Source organism: Methylocystis heyeri, assembly GCF_004802635.2.
GTDB classification, from domain to species: domain Bacteria; phylum Pseudomonadota; class Alphaproteobacteria; order Rhizobiales; family Beijerinckiaceae; genus Methylocystis; species Methylocystis heyeri.
In genome coordinates this window covers 4,239,543-4,254,752 of sequence record NZ_CP046052.1, presented here as the reverse complement: position 1 = coordinate 4,254,752, position 15,210 = coordinate 4,239,543, and the positions used below count along the sequence as shown (strand labels likewise).

At 64.5% G+C, this 15,210-nt stretch carries 16 protein-coding genes; 11 read left to right on the top strand and 5 right to left on the bottom strand.

What is annotated here, in order from left to right; genetic code table 11:
• The first annotated feature begins 103 nt into the window (after positions 1–103).
• Both H2LOC_RS19145 and H2LOC_RS19140 read left to right on the top strand, forming a co-directional pair.
• A complete protein-coding gene (locus tag H2LOC_RS19145) occupies positions 104–451 on the top strand; it encodes a hypothetical protein (protein ID WP_136497146.1) in 348 nt (115 codons plus the stop codon).
• Positions 451–771, top strand: coding sequence for a hypothetical protein (locus H2LOC_RS19140; protein WP_136497147.1), 321 nt, complete (start codon positions 451–453; stop codon positions 769–771). The genes H2LOC_RS19145 and H2LOC_RS19140 overlap by 1 nt, the downstream gene beginning before the upstream one ends.
• A 194-nt stretch (positions 772–965) precedes the next feature.
• On the opposite strand, the gene dxs is transcribed toward H2LOC_RS19140, so the two are convergent.
• Together dxs and H2LOC_RS19130 are read right to left on the bottom strand one after the other, a co-directional pair.
• Positions 966–2,894, bottom strand: a complete 1,929-nt coding sequence (dxs, locus tag H2LOC_RS19135) for a 1-deoxy-D-xylulose-5-phosphate synthase (protein WP_136497148.1) — start codon at positions 2,892–2,894, stop codon at positions 966–968.
• Positions 2,895–3,151: 257 nt separating this feature from the next.
• The gene (locus H2LOC_RS19130) at positions 3,152–3,736 is read right to left on the bottom strand and encodes a L,D-transpeptidase (protein ID WP_136497149.1); all 585 of its coding nucleotides are present in this window, start codon (positions 3,734–3,736) and stop codon (positions 3,152–3,154) included.
• Between the two features lie 192 nt (positions 3,737–3,928).
• Between H2LOC_RS19130 and H2LOC_RS19125 the strand changes: the two genes are divergently transcribed.
• The 5 genes from H2LOC_RS19125 (at position 3,929) to H2LOC_RS19105 (ending at position 8,820) form a co-directional block, all read left to right on the top strand.
• A complete protein-coding gene (locus H2LOC_RS19125) occupies positions 3,929–5,221 on the top strand; it encodes a GNAT family N-acetyltransferase (protein ID WP_136497150.1) in 1,293 nt (430 codons plus the stop codon).
• A gap of 52 nt (positions 5,222–5,273) precedes the next feature.
• Positions 5,274–5,903, top strand: a complete 630-nt coding sequence (locus H2LOC_RS19120) for a thiamine phosphate synthase (protein WP_136497151.1) — start codon at positions 5,274–5,276, stop codon at positions 5,901–5,903.
• Positions 5,900–6,835: a tetratricopeptide repeat protein gene (locus H2LOC_RS19115; RefSeq protein WP_154331728.1), complete on the top strand. Its 936-nt coding sequence runs from the start codon at positions 5,900–5,902 to the stop codon at positions 6,833–6,835. Before H2LOC_RS19120 ends, H2LOC_RS19115 begins: the two co-directional genes overlap by 4 nt.
• Complete coding sequence (locus H2LOC_RS19110; RefSeq protein ID WP_154331727.1) at positions 6,832–7,728, top strand: alpha/beta hydrolase; 897 nt, start codon at positions 6,832–6,834, stop codon at positions 7,726–7,728. The genes H2LOC_RS19115 and H2LOC_RS19110 overlap by 4 nt, the downstream gene beginning before the upstream one ends.
• Positions 7,729–8,349: 621 nt before the next feature.
• Positions 8,350–8,820 (top strand): TspO/MBR family protein, encoded by a 471-nt coding sequence (locus H2LOC_RS19105; protein ID WP_246206900.1) that lies wholly within the window; start codon positions 8,350–8,352, stop codon positions 8,818–8,820.
• A 60-nt stretch (positions 8,821–8,880) separates the two neighbouring features.
• On the opposite strand, the gene H2LOC_RS19100 is transcribed toward H2LOC_RS19105, so the two are convergent.
• Entirely contained in the window at positions 8,881–9,975 is a 1,095-nt protein-coding gene (locus H2LOC_RS19100) for a M48 family metallopeptidase (RefSeq protein WP_154331726.1), read from the bottom strand.
• A 20-nt stretch (positions 9,976–9,995) separates the two neighbouring features.
• The gene (locus tag H2LOC_RS19095; protein WP_136497153.1) at positions 9,996–10,553 is read right to left on the bottom strand and encodes a LemA family protein; all 558 of its coding nucleotides are present in this window, start codon (positions 10,551–10,553) and stop codon (positions 9,996–9,998) included.
• 249 nt (positions 10,554–10,802) lie between these two features.
• Between H2LOC_RS19095 and def the strand changes: the two genes are divergently transcribed.
• The 4 genes from def (at position 10,803) to H2LOC_RS19075 (ending at position 14,018) form a co-directional block, all read left to right on the top strand.
• Entirely contained in the window at positions 10,803–11,363 is a 561-nt protein-coding gene (gene def, locus H2LOC_RS19090) for a peptide deformylase (RefSeq protein ID WP_136497154.1), read from the top strand.
• Positions 11,363–12,292, top strand: coding sequence for a methionyl-tRNA formyltransferase (fmt, locus tag H2LOC_RS19085; protein WP_136497155.1), 930 nt, complete (start codon positions 11,363–11,365; stop codon positions 12,290–12,292). Before def ends, fmt begins: the two co-directional genes overlap by 1 nt.
• Positions 12,293–12,305: 13 nt before the next feature.
• A complete protein-coding gene (truA, locus tag H2LOC_RS19080) occupies positions 12,306–13,043 on the top strand; it encodes a tRNA pseudouridine(38-40) synthase TruA (RefSeq protein ID WP_136497156.1) in 738 nt (245 codons plus the stop codon).
• Positions 13,044–13,208: 165 nt separating this feature from the next.
• Entirely contained in the window at positions 13,209–14,018 is an 810-nt protein-coding gene (locus tag H2LOC_RS19075; RefSeq protein WP_136497157.1) for an alpha/beta hydrolase, read from the top strand.
• Between the two features lie 26 nt (positions 14,019–14,044).
• Here H2LOC_RS19075 and H2LOC_RS19070 read toward each other — a convergent pair whose 3' ends face one another.
• Positions 14,045–14,962: a LysR family transcriptional regulator gene (locus tag H2LOC_RS19070; RefSeq protein ID WP_136497158.1), complete on the bottom strand. Its 918-nt coding sequence runs from the start codon at positions 14,960–14,962 to the stop codon at positions 14,045–14,047.
• Positions 14,963–15,210 lie beyond the last annotated feature (248 nt).

The window sequence follows — 15,210 nt, the reverse complement described above, 5'->3', positions numbered from 1 at the left end:
ATATCCGCTGCGGCGAGGATCGCCCGTTGTTTTCGTGAATTGTTTCCGCCCTGCCCCGGCTTATGCGCCAAACGCTCGCCGGACGGAGGGCGCAAAAAAATGGATGACCGCATTGCCCAGCCCGTCGCTCGCTCCCGAAACTGATCTGGTTTCCATAAGGCGGGTTTACGCGCGCCAGCTGCTGGCTCGCGCGGGAATTGCCGGCGATGAAGCGCTGACGAAAGCCTTCGCGGCGGTTGCGCGAGAGGCTTTTCTCGGGCCGCCGCCATGGGAGCTGGTTCCAGCCTATTTCATCCGCCACGGCCTCATAACCGACGATCCAGCGCTTCTCTACTTCACGACGACGGCTCGAAATGGCCGCAGCAGCAGGCGGACGTGGTTCACGTCAATTTCGGCGCAGGCCGCCCGGCGAGCGCCTGGATCGAAAATCTGCCGCAGGGCGGGCGGCTGATGTTCCCATTATCCGCCGTCCCATCCGCGACCGCCCTGGAAAACAAAAAAAGCACGGGCGAGATCGGACAAGGTCCGGCCCTGTTGATCACGCGCGGCGGGAACGGCTTCGCCGTGAAATCGATAGGCCCGGTGTCTTTTGTTCAGGCGGAAGGCGACCTCGCCGTAACGGACGAAGAAAACGAGCGCCTGCTGGCGCAGATCAGGAAGCGCACCGCGAGGCTTATTCGCCGCCTCGACTGGCGGGAGCCTGTCGTCGCGCCCGAGCGCTATTGGCATGTCGGCTCGGGCTGGGCGCTGGGATATGACGAGCCATCATAACTCAATAGCATCGTAATCCAAAAAAGAGCCGGGGAAGCGTCGTTGCGAGCGCAGCGAAGCAATAAGGACAAAAACTCGGCATTCTCTCTTGAACGCCGGAGCGCATTGCTTTTACTGCGGCGCTCCAAAAGCCAAGCAGGCGACCGTCGGCTCGCCGACGACCGCCCGCTCCAAATCCCGTCCGCCCGGCCTGATCAGGCGATCAGAACCCGTGCGGCGTTTTTCTCGTCGCCCAGCGCTTCGAGCGCCTTGGCCGCGATCGAGGCGGCGTCGAGCCTCGCTTTGGCGATCATGACCTCGTATTTGTCCTGGTCGATATAAAAGTCGGGCAAGGTCATGCAGCGGAGGGCGAAGGCCCCCCGCTTGCCGTCGAGGAGCCCGTCTTCCGAAAGCGCCTGGAACACCTGGACGCCGAAGCCGCCGATGGAGCCCTCTTCCACCGTGATGAGGACTTCGTGATTGGCCGCGAGGCGGCGCACGAGGTCGCGGTCGATCGGCTTGGCGAAGCGCGCGTCGGCCACAGTGGCGGAGACGCCGTAAGCCTCGAGCTGCTCGGCGGCTTTCAGCGCCTCGGCGAGGCGCGTGCCGAGGCTGAGCAGCGCGACCTTGGTTCCCTCGCGCAGGATGCGGCCCTTGCCGATCTCCAGGATCTGGCCCTGCTCGGGCAGCTCGACGCCGACGCCCTCGCCGCGGGGATAGCGGAAGGCGATCGGGCCTTCGTCATACGCGACCGCGGTCGCGACCATATGGGTCAGTTCAGCCTCGTCGGCGGCGGCCATGATGGTCATGCCCGGCAGGCAGCCGAGATAGGCGACGTCGAAGGCGCCGGCGTGGGTCGGGCCGTCGGCCCCGACCAGCCCGGCGCGGTCGATGGCGAAGCGCACCGGCAGATGCTGGATGGCGACGTCATGGACGATCTGGTCGTAGCCGCGCTGCAGGAAGGTCGAGTAGAGCGCGCAGAAAGGCTTATAGCCCTCCGCCGCGAGACCCGCCGCGAAAGTGACGGCGTGCTGCTCGGCGATGGCGACGTCGAAGGTGCGTTCCGGGAAGGCCTTGCCGAAAATATCGAGACCGGTTCCGCCGGGCATGGCCGCGGTGATGGCGACGATCTTCTCGTCGCGCTCCGCCTCGGCCACCAGAGAGCGCGCGAACACGCTGGTGTAGCTGGGCGCATTGGCCTTGGGCTTGTATTGCACGCCGGTCAGGACGTCGAATTTGTTGACGCCGTGATATTTGTCGTCCGAAGCTTCAGCCGGGCCGTAGCCCTTGCCCTTCTTGGTGATGACATGGACCAGCACGGGGCCGTCGTCCTTGTCGCGCACGTTTTTCAGCACCGGCAGCAGATGGTCCAGATTATGGCCGTCGATGGGCCCCACATAGTAGAAGCCGAGCTCCTCGAACATGGTGCCGCCGGTGATGAAGCTGCGCGAGAACTCCTCCGCCTTGCGCGCCTTGTCGTAGATGAAGCGCGGCAGATGGCTCGCGAGCTGCTTGGCGGCGTCGCGCATGGTGCGATAGGCGCCCCCGGAGACCAGCCGCGCGAGATAGGCCGACATGGCGCCCGTCGGCGGGGCGATCGACATGTCGTTGTCGTTGAGGATGACGATCAGGCGCGAATCCAGCGCCCCGGCGTTGTTGAGCGCCTCATAGGCCATGCCCGCGGACATCGAACTGTCGCCGATCACCGCAACGACGTGATTGTCGCCCCCGGCGAGGTCGCGCGCTATGGCCATGCCGAGGCCGGCCGAAATGGAGGTGGAGGAATGGCCGGCGCCGAAGGCGTCGTATTCGCTCTCCGCGCGCTTGGTGAAGCCCGATAGCCCCCCGCCCGCTCTCAGGGTGCGGATGCGGTCGCGGCGCCCTGTGAGGATCTTGTGGGGATAGGTCTGATGGCCGACGTCCCAGACGATCCTGTCGCGCGGCGTGTCGAACACATAGTGCAGTGCGACGGTCAGCTCGACGACCCCGAGCCCGGCTCCAAGGTGCCCTCCCGTGACCGAAACCGCTTCGACGGTCTCGCGGCGAAGTTCGTCGGCGAGCTGCGGCAGTTGCGACGGCTGCAGCTTGCGCAGTTCGGCGGGGGTTTGGATCCGGTCGAGGAGGGGGGTCTTCGATGTGGTCAAAGCAGATTCTCTACTCTGTATTGCCGGGGGTGAAAACTCTGTCTCCGCCATACACCCTTTAAGGCAGGAGGGGCAAATCCTGGCTCAAGCGCCACAATTTCGTCATGTGACGTCGAAGCGAAGGTTGCTTCGCATTTCCGCCCCTTTTTAACGAATATGCCGGAGTTGCGGGATTTTTCCAGCGCGTCGCATGTTTTGGGCTGCGTCTGGAAAAGACGCCGCCGCCTTTCCCTGAAGGAGCGCGTTTTCGTAGAGCTTCAGCGTTCGCGCATGATTCTCTCGTATTCGAGCAGATAATCGTCGTCGCTCTCCGGCGTCGCCCGGCGCCTGGCCCGGCTTCTCTTGACGCGCGCGGCGCCGGGCTCGTCTTCCTCCGCCCGGCTGGCGTATCCCGAATAGCCGGCGAAGCCCGAAATTTCTATCGAAGCGCCATATTGCTCCACCCAGGAGAACAATTCGCGCGCATGATCGACGGAAAGCCTCACGCAGCCGTGCGAGGCGGGCCGACCGAGGCCGCGCTCGTAGGTTCCGTGAATGGCGAGCCCCCGCGAAAAGAAGATCGCATAGGGCATGGGCGCGCCGTCATATTCGTCGGAGAGATGGTCGGCGTCGAGCCGCTGCACGGCGAAGGAGCCGGTCGGCGTCTCATAGCCTCCCCGCCCGCTGGATATTTTCCAGATCACGGGCCTTTCGTGATTCTTGACCACCGTCATGCGCTGGCGGGAAAGATCGATCGCGATCTCGACCCTGGCGGCGGCCGGCGTCGCCATGGCCGCGGCGGTGAGGGAAAGGAGGGCCCATAGCCCCGCGCGCCTGCGCGCAAAAAAAGCGAAAGCGGACATGCCGTCATATATCAGCCTCCGCCCGGAAAGGTCCAGCCGCACCGGCAGGCGCGCGGCCGGCTGGCGGCGGAGCGCGGTTCCCTTGCTCTGGCCCGCGGATTGTAGCTTCCCCGCCGGAAGGCGGCGCCGTCCGATTTCTTCGGTTCATACCGGAGCGCAGCGCCCCAAAATGGCACAAAGGGAGACAGGCTCATGGTTGCGCCGTTCCGCAATGGTCAGCCTCAGGCTTTGCGAGGCGGGACTTCGGGCGCCGCCGCGGGTCGAACGGGCGCAGGCGCGCGACGCGCGCTGCCGCTGCTGCGGCCTTTGCGCCAGTCTCCCGCCGACGGCGGATTCGCCCTGCGGCTGCTCACCACCGAACAGATCGGCGAAGCGCTCGCCGACGGACCTTTTGCGAGCGCATGGCGGGAGCTTTGCGACCAAGCTCTGGAGCCCAACGGATTCATCGAAGCGGGCTTCGCCCTTGCGGCGGCGCGGCATTTTCCGGTCCGGGCGCGGCCGGTCTTTCTAGCGATGTGGAGCGCGGGTGAAGACGGAAGGCAAAGCCTCGCCGCGCTGTTTCCTCTGGCGCCCGCGGGGCCCGGGGGGGCGCTGACGCGGCTCTGGCTCGACAAGCAGGCGGCGCTGGGCGCGCCCCTGCTCCGCCGCGATTGCGCCGTGGCGGCGGCGGAGCGCTTTCTCGAGTGGCTCGCCGAAGACGGACGCGCCTGCGGGGCCGTTTTTCCGCGGATCGTCCGCGACGGCGCGACCCACAAAGCCATCGTCGAGGCGGCGCGGCGCGGCGGACGCAGCATCCGGACGCTGGAGAGCTTCGAGCGGGCGGCGCTCCTGCCCGGCTCCGATCCCGACGAATTATGGCTGCGCGGCGCCTCCAGGAAGGCGCTGAAGGAATTGAAGCGGCGGCAGCGCAGGCTGGCCGAATTCGGCGAGGTCGGCTTTTCGTTCAGCTCCACCCGGCCGCAGGTGCGCGCTGCGACCGAACAATTTCTCGCGCTGGAAGCCTCGGGATGGAAAAAGGCCCGCGGCGCCTTCCTGTCGGACGCCTCGCTTTTGACCTTCGTGCGCAGCGCCACGAGGCTGCTGGCCGAGGAAGGCAAGTGCCGGATCGCGAGCCTGACGCTGGACGGCGCCCCCATCGCCATGGCCATACTCATAGAGAGCGGGCGGCGGGCCTATTTCTGGAAGATAGCCTTCGACGAGCGCTTCAGGGCCCAGGCGCCGGGCATCCATCTCGTGAGCGAACTCACGCGGGAAATGGCCGCGCGCACGGACATCGAGCTGACCGACTCCTGCGCCATAGCCAACCATCCCATGATCGACCGTTTCTGGCCCGACCGCCTCCCGATCGTCGACATCGCCGTGCAGGCGGGACCGGCGAGCGCCAAAGCCTTTCACGGCGCCTGCGACCGCGAAGTCCAGCGCCGGGACCTGCGGGCCAGAGTGAAGCGCATCGTCAAGAGGCTGCTGGGACGAAAGGAAAGCTGACGGAAGCTCGCTTGGCTCTTTCATGGGGATCGGCGGCCGATTAAATAGGCCCATGTCCGAGACTCAGACTTTTCCGGGAATTTATCTCGTCACCCCGCTTCTCGAGGAAGCGGCCCCCTTTCTGCCGGCTTTGCGCGAGGCGCTGGCCGCCGGCGGCATAGCGAGCGTGCTGTTGCGTCACGCGGAGATGGACGCGGGCGCGCTGCGCCGGCTCATCGGCGAGATTGCGCCCCCCGTCCAGGAGGCGGGCGCGGCTTTGATGGTCGCCTGCGACCCCAAAACAGCGCGAGAGGCGGACGCCGACGGCGTTCACGTCAGCGGGGCGGGAGCGCCCCTGGCGGCCGCGATAAAACTGCTGGCGCCGGAGCGCATGGTCGGCGCCGGCGGATTGGCGACGCGGCACGACGCCATGTCGGCGGGCGAGGCCGGAGCCGAATATGTGCTGTTCGGCGACTGGGATGCGCCGCTGGAAGGCGACGCCCTGATCGAGCGCGTGCAATGGTGGGCCGAACTCTTCAACATTCCCTGCGTGGCGATGGCGGAAAGCCTCGCCGGGGCGAAGCCGCTGGCGGACGCCGGAGCCGATTTCATCATGCTGGGCGATTGCGTCTGGAGCGACGCCCGAGGCCCGGCCGAAGCCGTTCACGAGGCGAGACGCGCCGTGGGGGAGACGCTCGCATGAAGAAGGCGCCCGTTTTTCTCGCGCTGTGGCTCGCCGCCGCCCCGGCGCATTCGGCTGAAACCAAATCCGCTCCAGCCCCGGCTCCGGCGCCGCCCTCGGCTCCCGCCGGCGATGCGGCCTACAGCGCCTATCAGCTCGGTAATTACAAAGCCGCCATGACCGAGGCGCAGAAGCGCGTCGCGACCAACCCCGGCGACACCGCGGCGATGCTGCTCATCGGCAGGCTTTACGCCGAGGGCGCGGGGGTCACGGCCGATCGCAAGAAGGCCGCGGAATGGTTCCGGCGCGCCGCGGATGCGGGAGACGCCCAGGGAGCCTATCTCTACGGCGCCTCTCTGCTGGCCAATTCTCCCGCAGAAAAAGAGCTCGAGAGCGCGCGCGCCTATCTCCAGAAAGCCGCCGACAAGAAAAACGGCGCCGCCTTGAATCTGCTGGGCGAACTGTCCCTGCGCAACAATGGCGTGTTCTCCGATTTCGAGAAGGCGGCCGAGCTCTTCCGCCGCGGCGCCGAACTCGGCGACGCCGACGCCAAATATGCGCTGGCCGAGCTTTACAAGCACGGCAAGGGCGTCGCCAAGGACAATGGCGAGGCGGCGGTCTGGTTCAAATCGGCGGCGGACGACGGCCACAGCGCCGCGATGGTGGAGCTCGCGATCCTCCAGTTCAACGGTTCGGGCGTGCCCCGCGATCCCGCGAGCGCGACCGCGCTGCTGCGTCAGGCGGCGAAGCTCGGCAATGCGGTCGCCCAGAATCGGCTGGCCTATGTGCTGGCCGAGGGCCGCGGCGCCGAAAAAGACCTCGCCGAGGCGGCGCGCTGGCGCGACGAGGCCCGCAAGGCGGGCTTGAACGACTCCAATCTGGACGCTCTGCTCGAGCGGGAGGGCGCCGCAAAAACGGCCCCGGCCGCTGCTCCCGCCAAAAAATCCAAGTGAAGCCCGACCGGCCCCTAACCTTGCGCCTCGCCGACGCCTTTCTGCGCAAGCGGGTCGGGCCGCGCCTCGCCAAAGCCGCGTCTCTGAAGGAAGCCGCCCGGGCTCTGGAGCTGAACCTGCCCTGCTCCGTCCCACCGGGAGGCTTTCGCGCCGAGCGCATCGCCGGCGTCGCCGGCGAATGGGCGGGCGAAGCCGGCGCGCCGATACTGCTTTATCTTCACGGCGGCGCATATTTCGCCGGCTCGCCAAAGATCTGCCGGCCCGTCACGGCTGCCTTCGCGGCGCGGGGCTTTTGCGTTTTCGCGCCCGCCTACCGGCTGGCGCCACGCCATCCCTTTCCGGCGGCGCTGGAGGACGCCAAAGCGGTCCTCTCCGCTTTGACCGAGCGCAGCGACAGGATTTTTCTGGCCGGAGATTCCGCCGGCGGCGGATTGGCTCTTTCCCTGCTGGTCGCAAGACGCGACGCCGGCGAAAGCCTCCCGCTCGCGGCGGCGCTGTTCTCGCCCTGGACCGATCTCGCCGTCGCCGGCGCCTCGATCAAGGAAAACGAGGGCGCGGACCCGCTGTTCACCCGCCGCATGCTCAAAATCGCGGCCCGGGCCTATCTGGGCCAGGAAAAAGCCGACTCTCCCCTCGCCTCCCCGCTTCACGCCGATCTCGCCGGGCTTCCGCCTCTCCTGCTCCATGTCGGCTCGAAGGAGCTGCTGCTGGGCGATTCGGTCGAGCTCTACGCACGCGCCAAAACCGCAGGGGTGGATGCGGAGCTTTCGGTCTGGGAAAATGCGCCGCACTGCTGGCAACTCGCGGCGGAAATCCTGCCCGAGGCGCGGGATTCGATAGATCAGGCGGCGGATTTTCTGCGCGGCGCTCTCCGAAGATCGAGCGCGGGCTAGGTTGTAATGCAATGAAAGGCAACAAGGATTACATCGAGAGAAATACCCGCCATGCTTATTAAAACTTCGACAGAAAACACGATACTATTCAATATGTTTTGCGCCATGAGCGCCATCTATGTTACATATGTATACATGACCAGGTTTATCTTGGATAATTTAAGAATTAATACTTTAATAAATTTTGAGATTGCCATTTATGCGTTCCATACTGCGTCAGTTGTCTGGTTTGCGTATTATGTCAAAACAAACTTCAAGCGCTTATGGATATCCGCATACCGTATGCGCATTAGGTCTATTGGAGACGGCGCCTTGAGCATAACGTATTCAGTTACAGGAGTTTTGTTTTTCGGATTTGGATATGTATTTTTAAATTTTGTAGCTCTGCCTTTGGATTATGTAGCATTCTCTGCTCACAGCGGACAAATCGGTTTGAGAGATGTGCTGTTTCCATATTTGTTTCTTTTATTGACCTGCTTTTTGATGATGCGGCTAATGTTGAGGTTGTTCAGGGCCCGAAATCTCACGCTTAAACGTGAAATGAAATCTCGACTCAACTGAAGGAAAGGCTAACAAGCGAATAGTGGTTCAACGGACTTTTAGCGATCGAGGCGCAAACGAATGACCTCACGGATGAAACGGCTTGGTGCGCTGATCCTGTTCCTGCTTCTCGTTGTCGGCGGCGGCCTCGCCATCGGCATTCTGACGGCGCCGGGCGAATGGTACGCCGGCCTCGCCAAGCCGCCCTTCAACCCGCCAGGCTTTGTGTTCGCCCCGGTCTGGACCGTCCTTTATGTCCTCATCGCCATAGCCGGTTGGCGCAGCTTCGAGCAAGACCGCAGCAGCGCACCGATGAAACTGTGGTGGGCGCAGCTCGCGCTCAATTTCCTGTGGTCGCCTGTTTTCTTCGCCGCTCACCGGATCGGGCTCGCGTTTCTCGTCATAGTAGCGCTGCTCGCCGCCATACTGGCCTTTGTGGCCACATGCTGGCGGAAGGATCGCCCGGCGGCGTTGCTGTTTGCGCCTTACGCGGCCTGGGTGGGTTTCGCCGCCGCGCTGAACGGCGCCATTTGGCAGTTGAACAGACAGTAAGACCGACGCGGCAATAGATTGGAACTGTAGTTCAGCCCGTCATTGCACAAAAATACGGCTCTACCCCCACGGCCCCGGCTGGGGCGGATCGAGCGGGCTGCGCATGTCGGGCGGCAGGAAAGACGCCGGCTCGGGGGGCGAAGGCAAAACCTCGGGCGGCGCCGGCGGCGCGGGCAGGTCGCGGCCGCCGCCGAATTTCACCAGCGCCTCGATCCGATTCTCGACCGAAGGATGGGTCGACAGCCAGCCGCTTTCCGGCAGGAGCGCGGGGCTTTCGATGAAGAAGGCCTGCATGCGCGACGGGATGTCCGGCATCACGCTATAGGCCGATATCTTGCGCAGCGCGGAAATCATGGCGTCGGGATTCTTGGTCAGCTCGACCGAGCCGGCGTCGGCGAGATATTCGCGCGAGCGCGAGATGGCGAAGCGGATCAGAACCGAGACGCCGAAACTCAGGGCGATGATCGCGAGCGCGATGATGATGGCCAAAGCAGCCCCGCCGCCGCCGTCGCGATCCTCGCGCGATCTGTCCCGCCGCGGCGCGAAGCCGAAGGGAAAATTCCAATTGCGCAGGGTGAGGTCGGCGGCGAAAGCGAAAATGCCGGCGAAGATGGTCGCGATCACCATGAGCTGCGTATCGCGGTTGCGGATATGGGTCAGCTCATGCGCCAGCACCGCCTCCACCTCGGCGTCGTCGAGATGGTCCAGCAGGCCGCGCGTCACGCTGACGCTGTAATGGCCCTCGCGGATTCCGGCGGCGAAGGCGTTGAGCGCGCCGTCCTCGATGATCTTGAGCTGCGGGATCGGGATGCCGCGAGAAATGCAGAGGTTCTCGAGGAGATTGTAAAGCCGCGGCGCTTCGGAGCGCGAAATCCCGGCCGAGCGCGTCGCATAGTCGATCATGTTCTGGTGGAACAGGAAGGCGATGCAGAACCACAGACCCGCCGCCGCAAAGGCCAAGGGCCAGCCCTGCTCGACGTCGCGAACCGCGCGCGCCACGATCACGTCGAGCCGCGCGTCTTCCGAAAGCGCCTCATACAGCAGCGAAAAGGAAAACATCAGGGCGACCAGAAGCGCGACGAAGCCGGCGAGCAGAAAAGCCGAGCGCATCCGGTTCGCCTGGATATGCGTGTAAAGTCCATAGGCCTTGAACATCGCCGCCGCCCCGTTCGAGTCTAGAACTGGACCTTGGGCGCTTCCTGGACCGCTTTGCGCTCGCCTTCTTCGAGATTGAAGAATTCGACCGGCTTGAAGTCGAAACGCTGGGCGATCAGCACCCCCGGGAAGCCCTGGCAGGCGGCGTTATATTCGGCCGCGGCGTTGTTGAAGAAGCGCCGCGAGGCGGCGATCTTGTTCTCGAGGTCGGAAAGCTCGCTCTGCAATTGCTGGAAATTGGCGTTGGCCTTGAGGTCGGGATAGGCTTCCGCCACCGCGATCAGGCGGGACAAGGCTCCGCCGAGCGCGGCCTCCGCGGCAGATTGCGCGGCGGGCCCCTGGGCCGAGACCGCGAGATTGCGCGCTTTTGTCACTTCCTCCAGCACGGTTTTTTCGTGGGCGGCGTAGCCCTTGACCGTTTCGACCAGATTGGGAACGAGGTCGTGGCGCTGCTTGAGCTGGACGTCGATGTCGGAATAGGCCTGGCCGTAGCGCTGGCGCAAGGACACGAGGCCGTTGTAGGCGGAAACCAGCCAAAGCCCGATAGCGGCGACGACAACGAGAAAAATCAAAAACATGTCTTCCTCCACTACGCCGCCGCCAAGGCGTCTTTCAAGGCCCGGCCGAACCGGCTGACGTACGATACGCCGCTTCATATTCCCACGAAAGTCGAACTGGCAGGTAAACGATCAAATGGCGATGTCGATCGCCGCGCCGGCAGGGCGGGCGCCCGGCCGCCGCTCGCCGTCCCGACTGTCCTTGATTTGACGGGGGGCGCGGTCACGCCTATCTCATAGCAAAGCCCGATCAACACTGGCGCAGATCCCATGGCCCTACTTCCGATTCTCACGCTTCCCGACCCGCGCCTGCGGCAGATCTCCAAGGCCGTAGAGACGCTCGACGCCGAGATCCAGCGGTTGCTCGACGATATGCTGGAGACCATGTACGACGCTCCCGGCGTCGGTCTCGCAGCCATACAGATCGGCGCGCCGAAGCGGATCGTCGTCATCGACACCGCCAAGCAGGAAGAAGACCGCTCCCCGCTTTTCCTCATCAACCCGGAAATCGTCTGGGCGAGCGAAGAGCTGAGCACCTACAACGAAGGCTGCCTATCGGTTCCCGAATATTTCGAGGACGTCCAGCGGCCGGCGCGGGTGCGCGTGCGCCATCTCGACCGCAGCGGCGACCTTCTGGAATTCGACGCCGAGGGGCTGCTGGCGACGGTGGTTCAGCATGAGCTCGACCATCTCGAAGGCGGTCTTTTCATTGACCATCTCTCGCGCCTCAAACGCGAGCGCGTGGTGAAGAAATTCACCAAGGCCGCAAGGCTCGAAGCCGCCCATCAGGCGCGGGCGGCCGGCGAGGCCGCGGAAAACGTCGACGCCTGATGCGCGTCGTTTTCATGGGCACGCCGGATTTCTCGACCGGCCTCCTCAGCGAGATCGCCCGGCGCGGCCATGAGATCATAGCGGTCTACACCCAGCCTCCCCGCCCCGCGGGGCGGGGCATGGAGCCGCGCAAATCGCCCGTGCATGTGCTGGCCGACAGCCTCGGCGTTCCCGTCTTCACCCCGCGAAGCCTGCGCGGCGCCGAGGAGACCGCTCAATTTGCGGCGCTCGAGGCCGATGTGGCGGTAGTGGCGGCCTATGGCCTCATTCTGCCCCGCGCCATACTCGACGCCCCGCGATACGGCTGCCTCAACCTTCATGGCTCGCTGCTGCCGCGCTGGCGCGGCGCGGCGCCGATCCAGCGCGCGATCATGGCCGGCGACGAGGCGAGCGGCGTCGGGATCATGAAGATGGAGGAAGGGCTCGACACCGGCCCGGTCGCCCTGGAAACCCGCGTCCCCATCGGCCCCGACATGACTGCGGGGGAGTTGCACGACGCCCTCGCCGCCGCCGGCGCGGAGTTGATGGCCGAAGCGCTGGACAAGCTCGGCCATGGCGGACTGATCTTCGTCCCCCAGAGCGACGAAGGCGTCACCTACGCCCAGAAGATCGACAAGGCCGAAGCCCGCATAGACTGGAGCAAAGCCGCTGGAGAGTTGCACGACCACATTCGCGGCCTCGCCCCTTTCCCCGGGGCTTTTTTCGAAGCCGACCTCGGTTCCGGCGCAGAGCGGGTGAAGGTTCTGCAAACCCGCGTGGAACGGGGAGCCGGCCCGGCGGGAACGGCCCTCGACGACGAAGGGCTGATCGCCTGCGGCGACGGCGCCCTGCGGCTCCTGCGGGTGCAGCGCGCCGGCAAGAGCCCGATGGCTTTCGCCGAATTCGCCCGCGGCCGCAAGGTCGCGCGCGGCGCGCGGCTTTTCGTTTAATCCCCAGGCCGCGATGCCCCGCTACGCCCTGACCATCGAATATGACGGCGGCCCTTTCGTCGGCTGGCAGCGCCAGGCCAATGGCGTTTCGATCCAGCAACGGCTCGAAGAAGCGGTCTTCGCCATCAATGGCGAATTCGTCGTCGTCCATGGCGCCGGCCGAACCGACGCCGGCGTGCATGCGCTGGGTCAGGTCGCGCATATCGACCTTAAGCGAATCTGGCGCGAGGACAGGCTCCGCGACGCCATCAACGCCCATCTGCGGCCCAGCCCCATCGCCGTGATTTCCGCGCAAGCGGTCGGCGACGATTTCGAAGCGCGGTTTTCCGCCCGGGCGCGCCACTACCGCTATGTCATCGACAACCGCCGCGCGCCTCTCGCGCTGCAATTTGGGCGCGCCTGGCACGTCAAGCGCGCGCTCGACGCCGAGGCGATGCACGCGGCGGCGCAGACGCTGATCGGCAAATTCGATTTCACCACTTTCCGCGCCTCGGAATGTCAGGCCAAATCGCCGGTGCGCACGCTGGACCGGCTCGATGTGCGGCGCAGCGGCGAAGTCATCGAAATTCTGGCCAGCGCCCAATCCTTCCTGCACAATCAGGTCCGCTCGCTCGCGGGCTCGCTGGAGCATGTCGGCAGCGGCAAATGGCGCGTGGAAGATCTGCGCCACGCCCTCGACGCGCGCGACCGCGCGCGCTGCGGGCAGGTCGCCCCGCCTCACGGGCTTTATCTGGTAAAGGTCGATTACTGATACGGGTTCCGATTGAACGCCAGATTTCGTGGATGTCATCGCGAGGAGCATAAGCTCCGCGGCGATCCAGAAGGATTGGCGCGGCCCTGGATTGCTTCCCTTCGCTCGCAATGACGCGAACCGGTTGGTCGCAGTTCGTACGAGGCATTTTTTGGAGCGCTTGTCATGAAGCTGATCAAGGGCGCGGCGACGACGGCTCTGTTGCTCTATCTCTCGGCCCTGCTCGGGCTCGCGCTGTTCCAGCGCAGCCTGATCTATAATCCCGGCTCGGCGATCGTCTCGCCTGCGCAGGCGGGACTCGCCCTAACCCAAACCCTGCGTCTTTCCAGCAAGGACGGCCAGGAGTTGATCGCCTGGTTCGAGCCGCCCAGAGATGGGCGTCCGCTGATCCTTTATTTCCATGGCAAGGGCGGCATATTGGCCGATCGGCAGGAGCGTTTCCGTCTGCTGACGGGGAGCGGCTACGGACTTCTCGCTTTGTCCTACCGCGGCTATGGCGGCTCCACCGGGGCGCCCACCGAAGAAGGCCTTCTGCTCGACGCCGAAGCGGCCTATGCCGAGGCGGTCCGGCGCGGCTTCGCCGGGCCGCGGCTCGTCATCATGGGCGAGTCGCTCGGGACCGGCGTCGCCACCATCATGGCCTCGCGCCATGAGGCGGCGGCGCTGGTGCTGGACGCGCCCTTTCTCTCGGCGCTGGATGTCGCGGAAGGCCGCTATCCGATTTTCCCGGTGAACATCGTCATGAAAGACCAGTTCCGCTCCGATCTCGCCATTGGGTCGGTCCATATGCCGGTCCTGATGATGCATGGCGAGGCCGACACGGTCATCCCGATCGACTCGGCGCGTCGGCTGTTCGCGCTGGCGCGTGAACCCAAAGAATTCATCGACGCGCCGGAGGGCAAGCATCTGGTGCTGCTTCAGCCGGGCGTTTACCCGCGCTTCGCAGCTTTTATCGACGCCGCGACGAAACGGTGAGGTCGCGTCGCAGCCGTCGATTCCGCTTATTCAGTCGGCTTATGCGTTTCCGATGACAAAGCCGCCAACGCCTGACGCAGCCAACGATGCGCCGCATCGTTGTGGGAGCGCGCATGCCAGACCGCGATCACGTCGAACGATGGAATGTTGAGCGGAATTTCAAACACAACCAGTTCCGCGCCGAAAGTTCGTGATAGCCGTTCGGGGCAAACGGCGATGAGATCGGTGCAGGCCAACAGATAGGGTAAAGCGAGGAAGCTCGGCACGCTTGCACGGATTGCGCGCTTCGTTCCAAGACGCGCCAGGGCATCATCGACCGGACCCGATACGCGACCTCCGGCCGGCGCAACGAGCGTGTGCGGATGCCCGCACAGATCCGCGATACTCAGCTCCCGGATCCTCGCAAGAGGGTGATGGCGTCGCATCGCTCCGACATAGCGATCGGTGTAAAGCCACCTTGATTGGAGATGGGGCGCCGAAAACTCTGGAATCGAAATCGCGAGATCCAACTCGCCTCGCGCAAGGCGATCTGGAATATCCGGAGATTCGAGCGAACGGACAGTCACCGCAATTCCGGGTCCATCGGACTGCAGCCGTTCGATCAACGGAACGAGCAAGGTCACAAACATATAGTCCGTCGTGGCGATCTTGAACTCGGTGGTCGTTGCTGCCGGATGGAAGGTTTGTGGCTGCAGGAGTTCGTCCGCCCCGCGCAGGAGTCCTTTGATCGGCAGCGCGAGTTCGAGCGCGCGCGCAGTCGGAATCAGTCCCCGCTGGCCACGCGTAAAGAGCGGATCGGCGAACAATCCCCTGAGCCGGTGCAACGCATTGCTCAAGGCCGGCTGGGACATGGCGAGCCGTTCGGCGGCGCGTGTGACGCTACGCTCGTCCAGCAAAGCATCGAGAGCGACGAGCAGGTTGAGGTCGACCTTCCTGAAATCCATGCAGCAATATCCTCGATTATTCTAATCGTCTCCGTTGATATCAACCATGTCCCGGCGCCCTGTAACTCACTCGGCCCGGAACAGCGCCTCGCGACAAATTTGAGTCCATAATATTCAGAAAACAAATATCAGATCAAAAGAGTCTCGATTGGAGTGATTATCGCGCCTTGCCCATAGTCCATCCAGAACGCGCCAGCCGTTGTCGGCGTCGCGCAACGGAGGGATCGAATAGCATGAAAGCACTCGTC

Bases quoted from the DNA above. Each gene is read 5' to 3' on its own strand.
- H2LOC_RS19145 (WP_136497146.1), top strand. From the start codon at position 104: ATGACCGCATTGCCCAGCCCGTCGCTCGCTCCCGAAACTGATCTGGTT.
- H2LOC_RS19140 (WP_136497147.1), top strand. From the start codon at position 451: ATGTTCCCATTATCCGCCGTCCCATCCGCGACCGCCCTGGAAAACAAA.
- H2LOC_RS19130 (WP_136497149.1), bottom strand. From the start codon at position 3,736: ATGTCCGCTTTCGCTTTTTTTGCGCGCAGGCGCGCGGGGCTATGGGCC.
- H2LOC_RS19125 (WP_136497150.1), top strand. From the start codon at position 3,929: ATGGTTGCGCCGTTCCGCAATGGTCAGCCTCAGGCTTTGCGAGGCGGG.
- H2LOC_RS19120 (WP_136497151.1), top strand. From the start codon at position 5,274: ATGTCCGAGACTCAGACTTTTCCGGGAATTTATCTCGTCACCCCGCTT.
- H2LOC_RS19115 (WP_154331728.1), top strand. From the start codon at position 5,900: ATGAAGAAGGCGCCCGTTTTTCTCGCGCTGTGGCTCGCCGCCGCCCCG.
- H2LOC_RS19105 (WP_246206900.1), top strand. From the start codon at position 8,350: ATGACCTCACGGATGAAACGGCTTGGTGCGCTGATCCTGTTCCTGCTT.
- H2LOC_RS19100 (WP_154331726.1), bottom strand. From the start codon at position 9,975: ATGTTCAAGGCCTATGGACTTTACACGCATATCCAGGCGAACCGGATG.
- H2LOC_RS19095 (WP_136497153.1), bottom strand. From the start codon at position 10,553: ATGTTTTTGATTTTTCTCGTTGTCGTCGCCGCTATCGGGCTTTGGCTG.
- def (WP_136497154.1), top strand. From the start codon at position 10,803: ATGGCCCTACTTCCGATTCTCACGCTTCCCGACCCGCGCCTGCGGCAG.
- fmt (WP_136497155.1), top strand. From the start codon at position 11,363: ATGCGCGTCGTTTTCATGGGCACGCCGGATTTCTCGACCGGCCTCCTC.
- truA (WP_136497156.1), top strand. From the start codon at position 12,306: ATGCCCCGCTACGCCCTGACCATCGAATATGACGGCGGCCCTTTCGTC.
- H2LOC_RS19075 (WP_136497157.1), top strand. From the start codon at position 13,209: ATGAAGCTGATCAAGGGCGCGGCGACGACGGCTCTGTTGCTCTATCTC.
- H2LOC_RS19070 (WP_136497158.1), bottom strand. From the start codon at position 14,962: ATGGATTTCAGGAAGGTCGACCTCAACCTGCTCGTCGCTCTCGATGCT.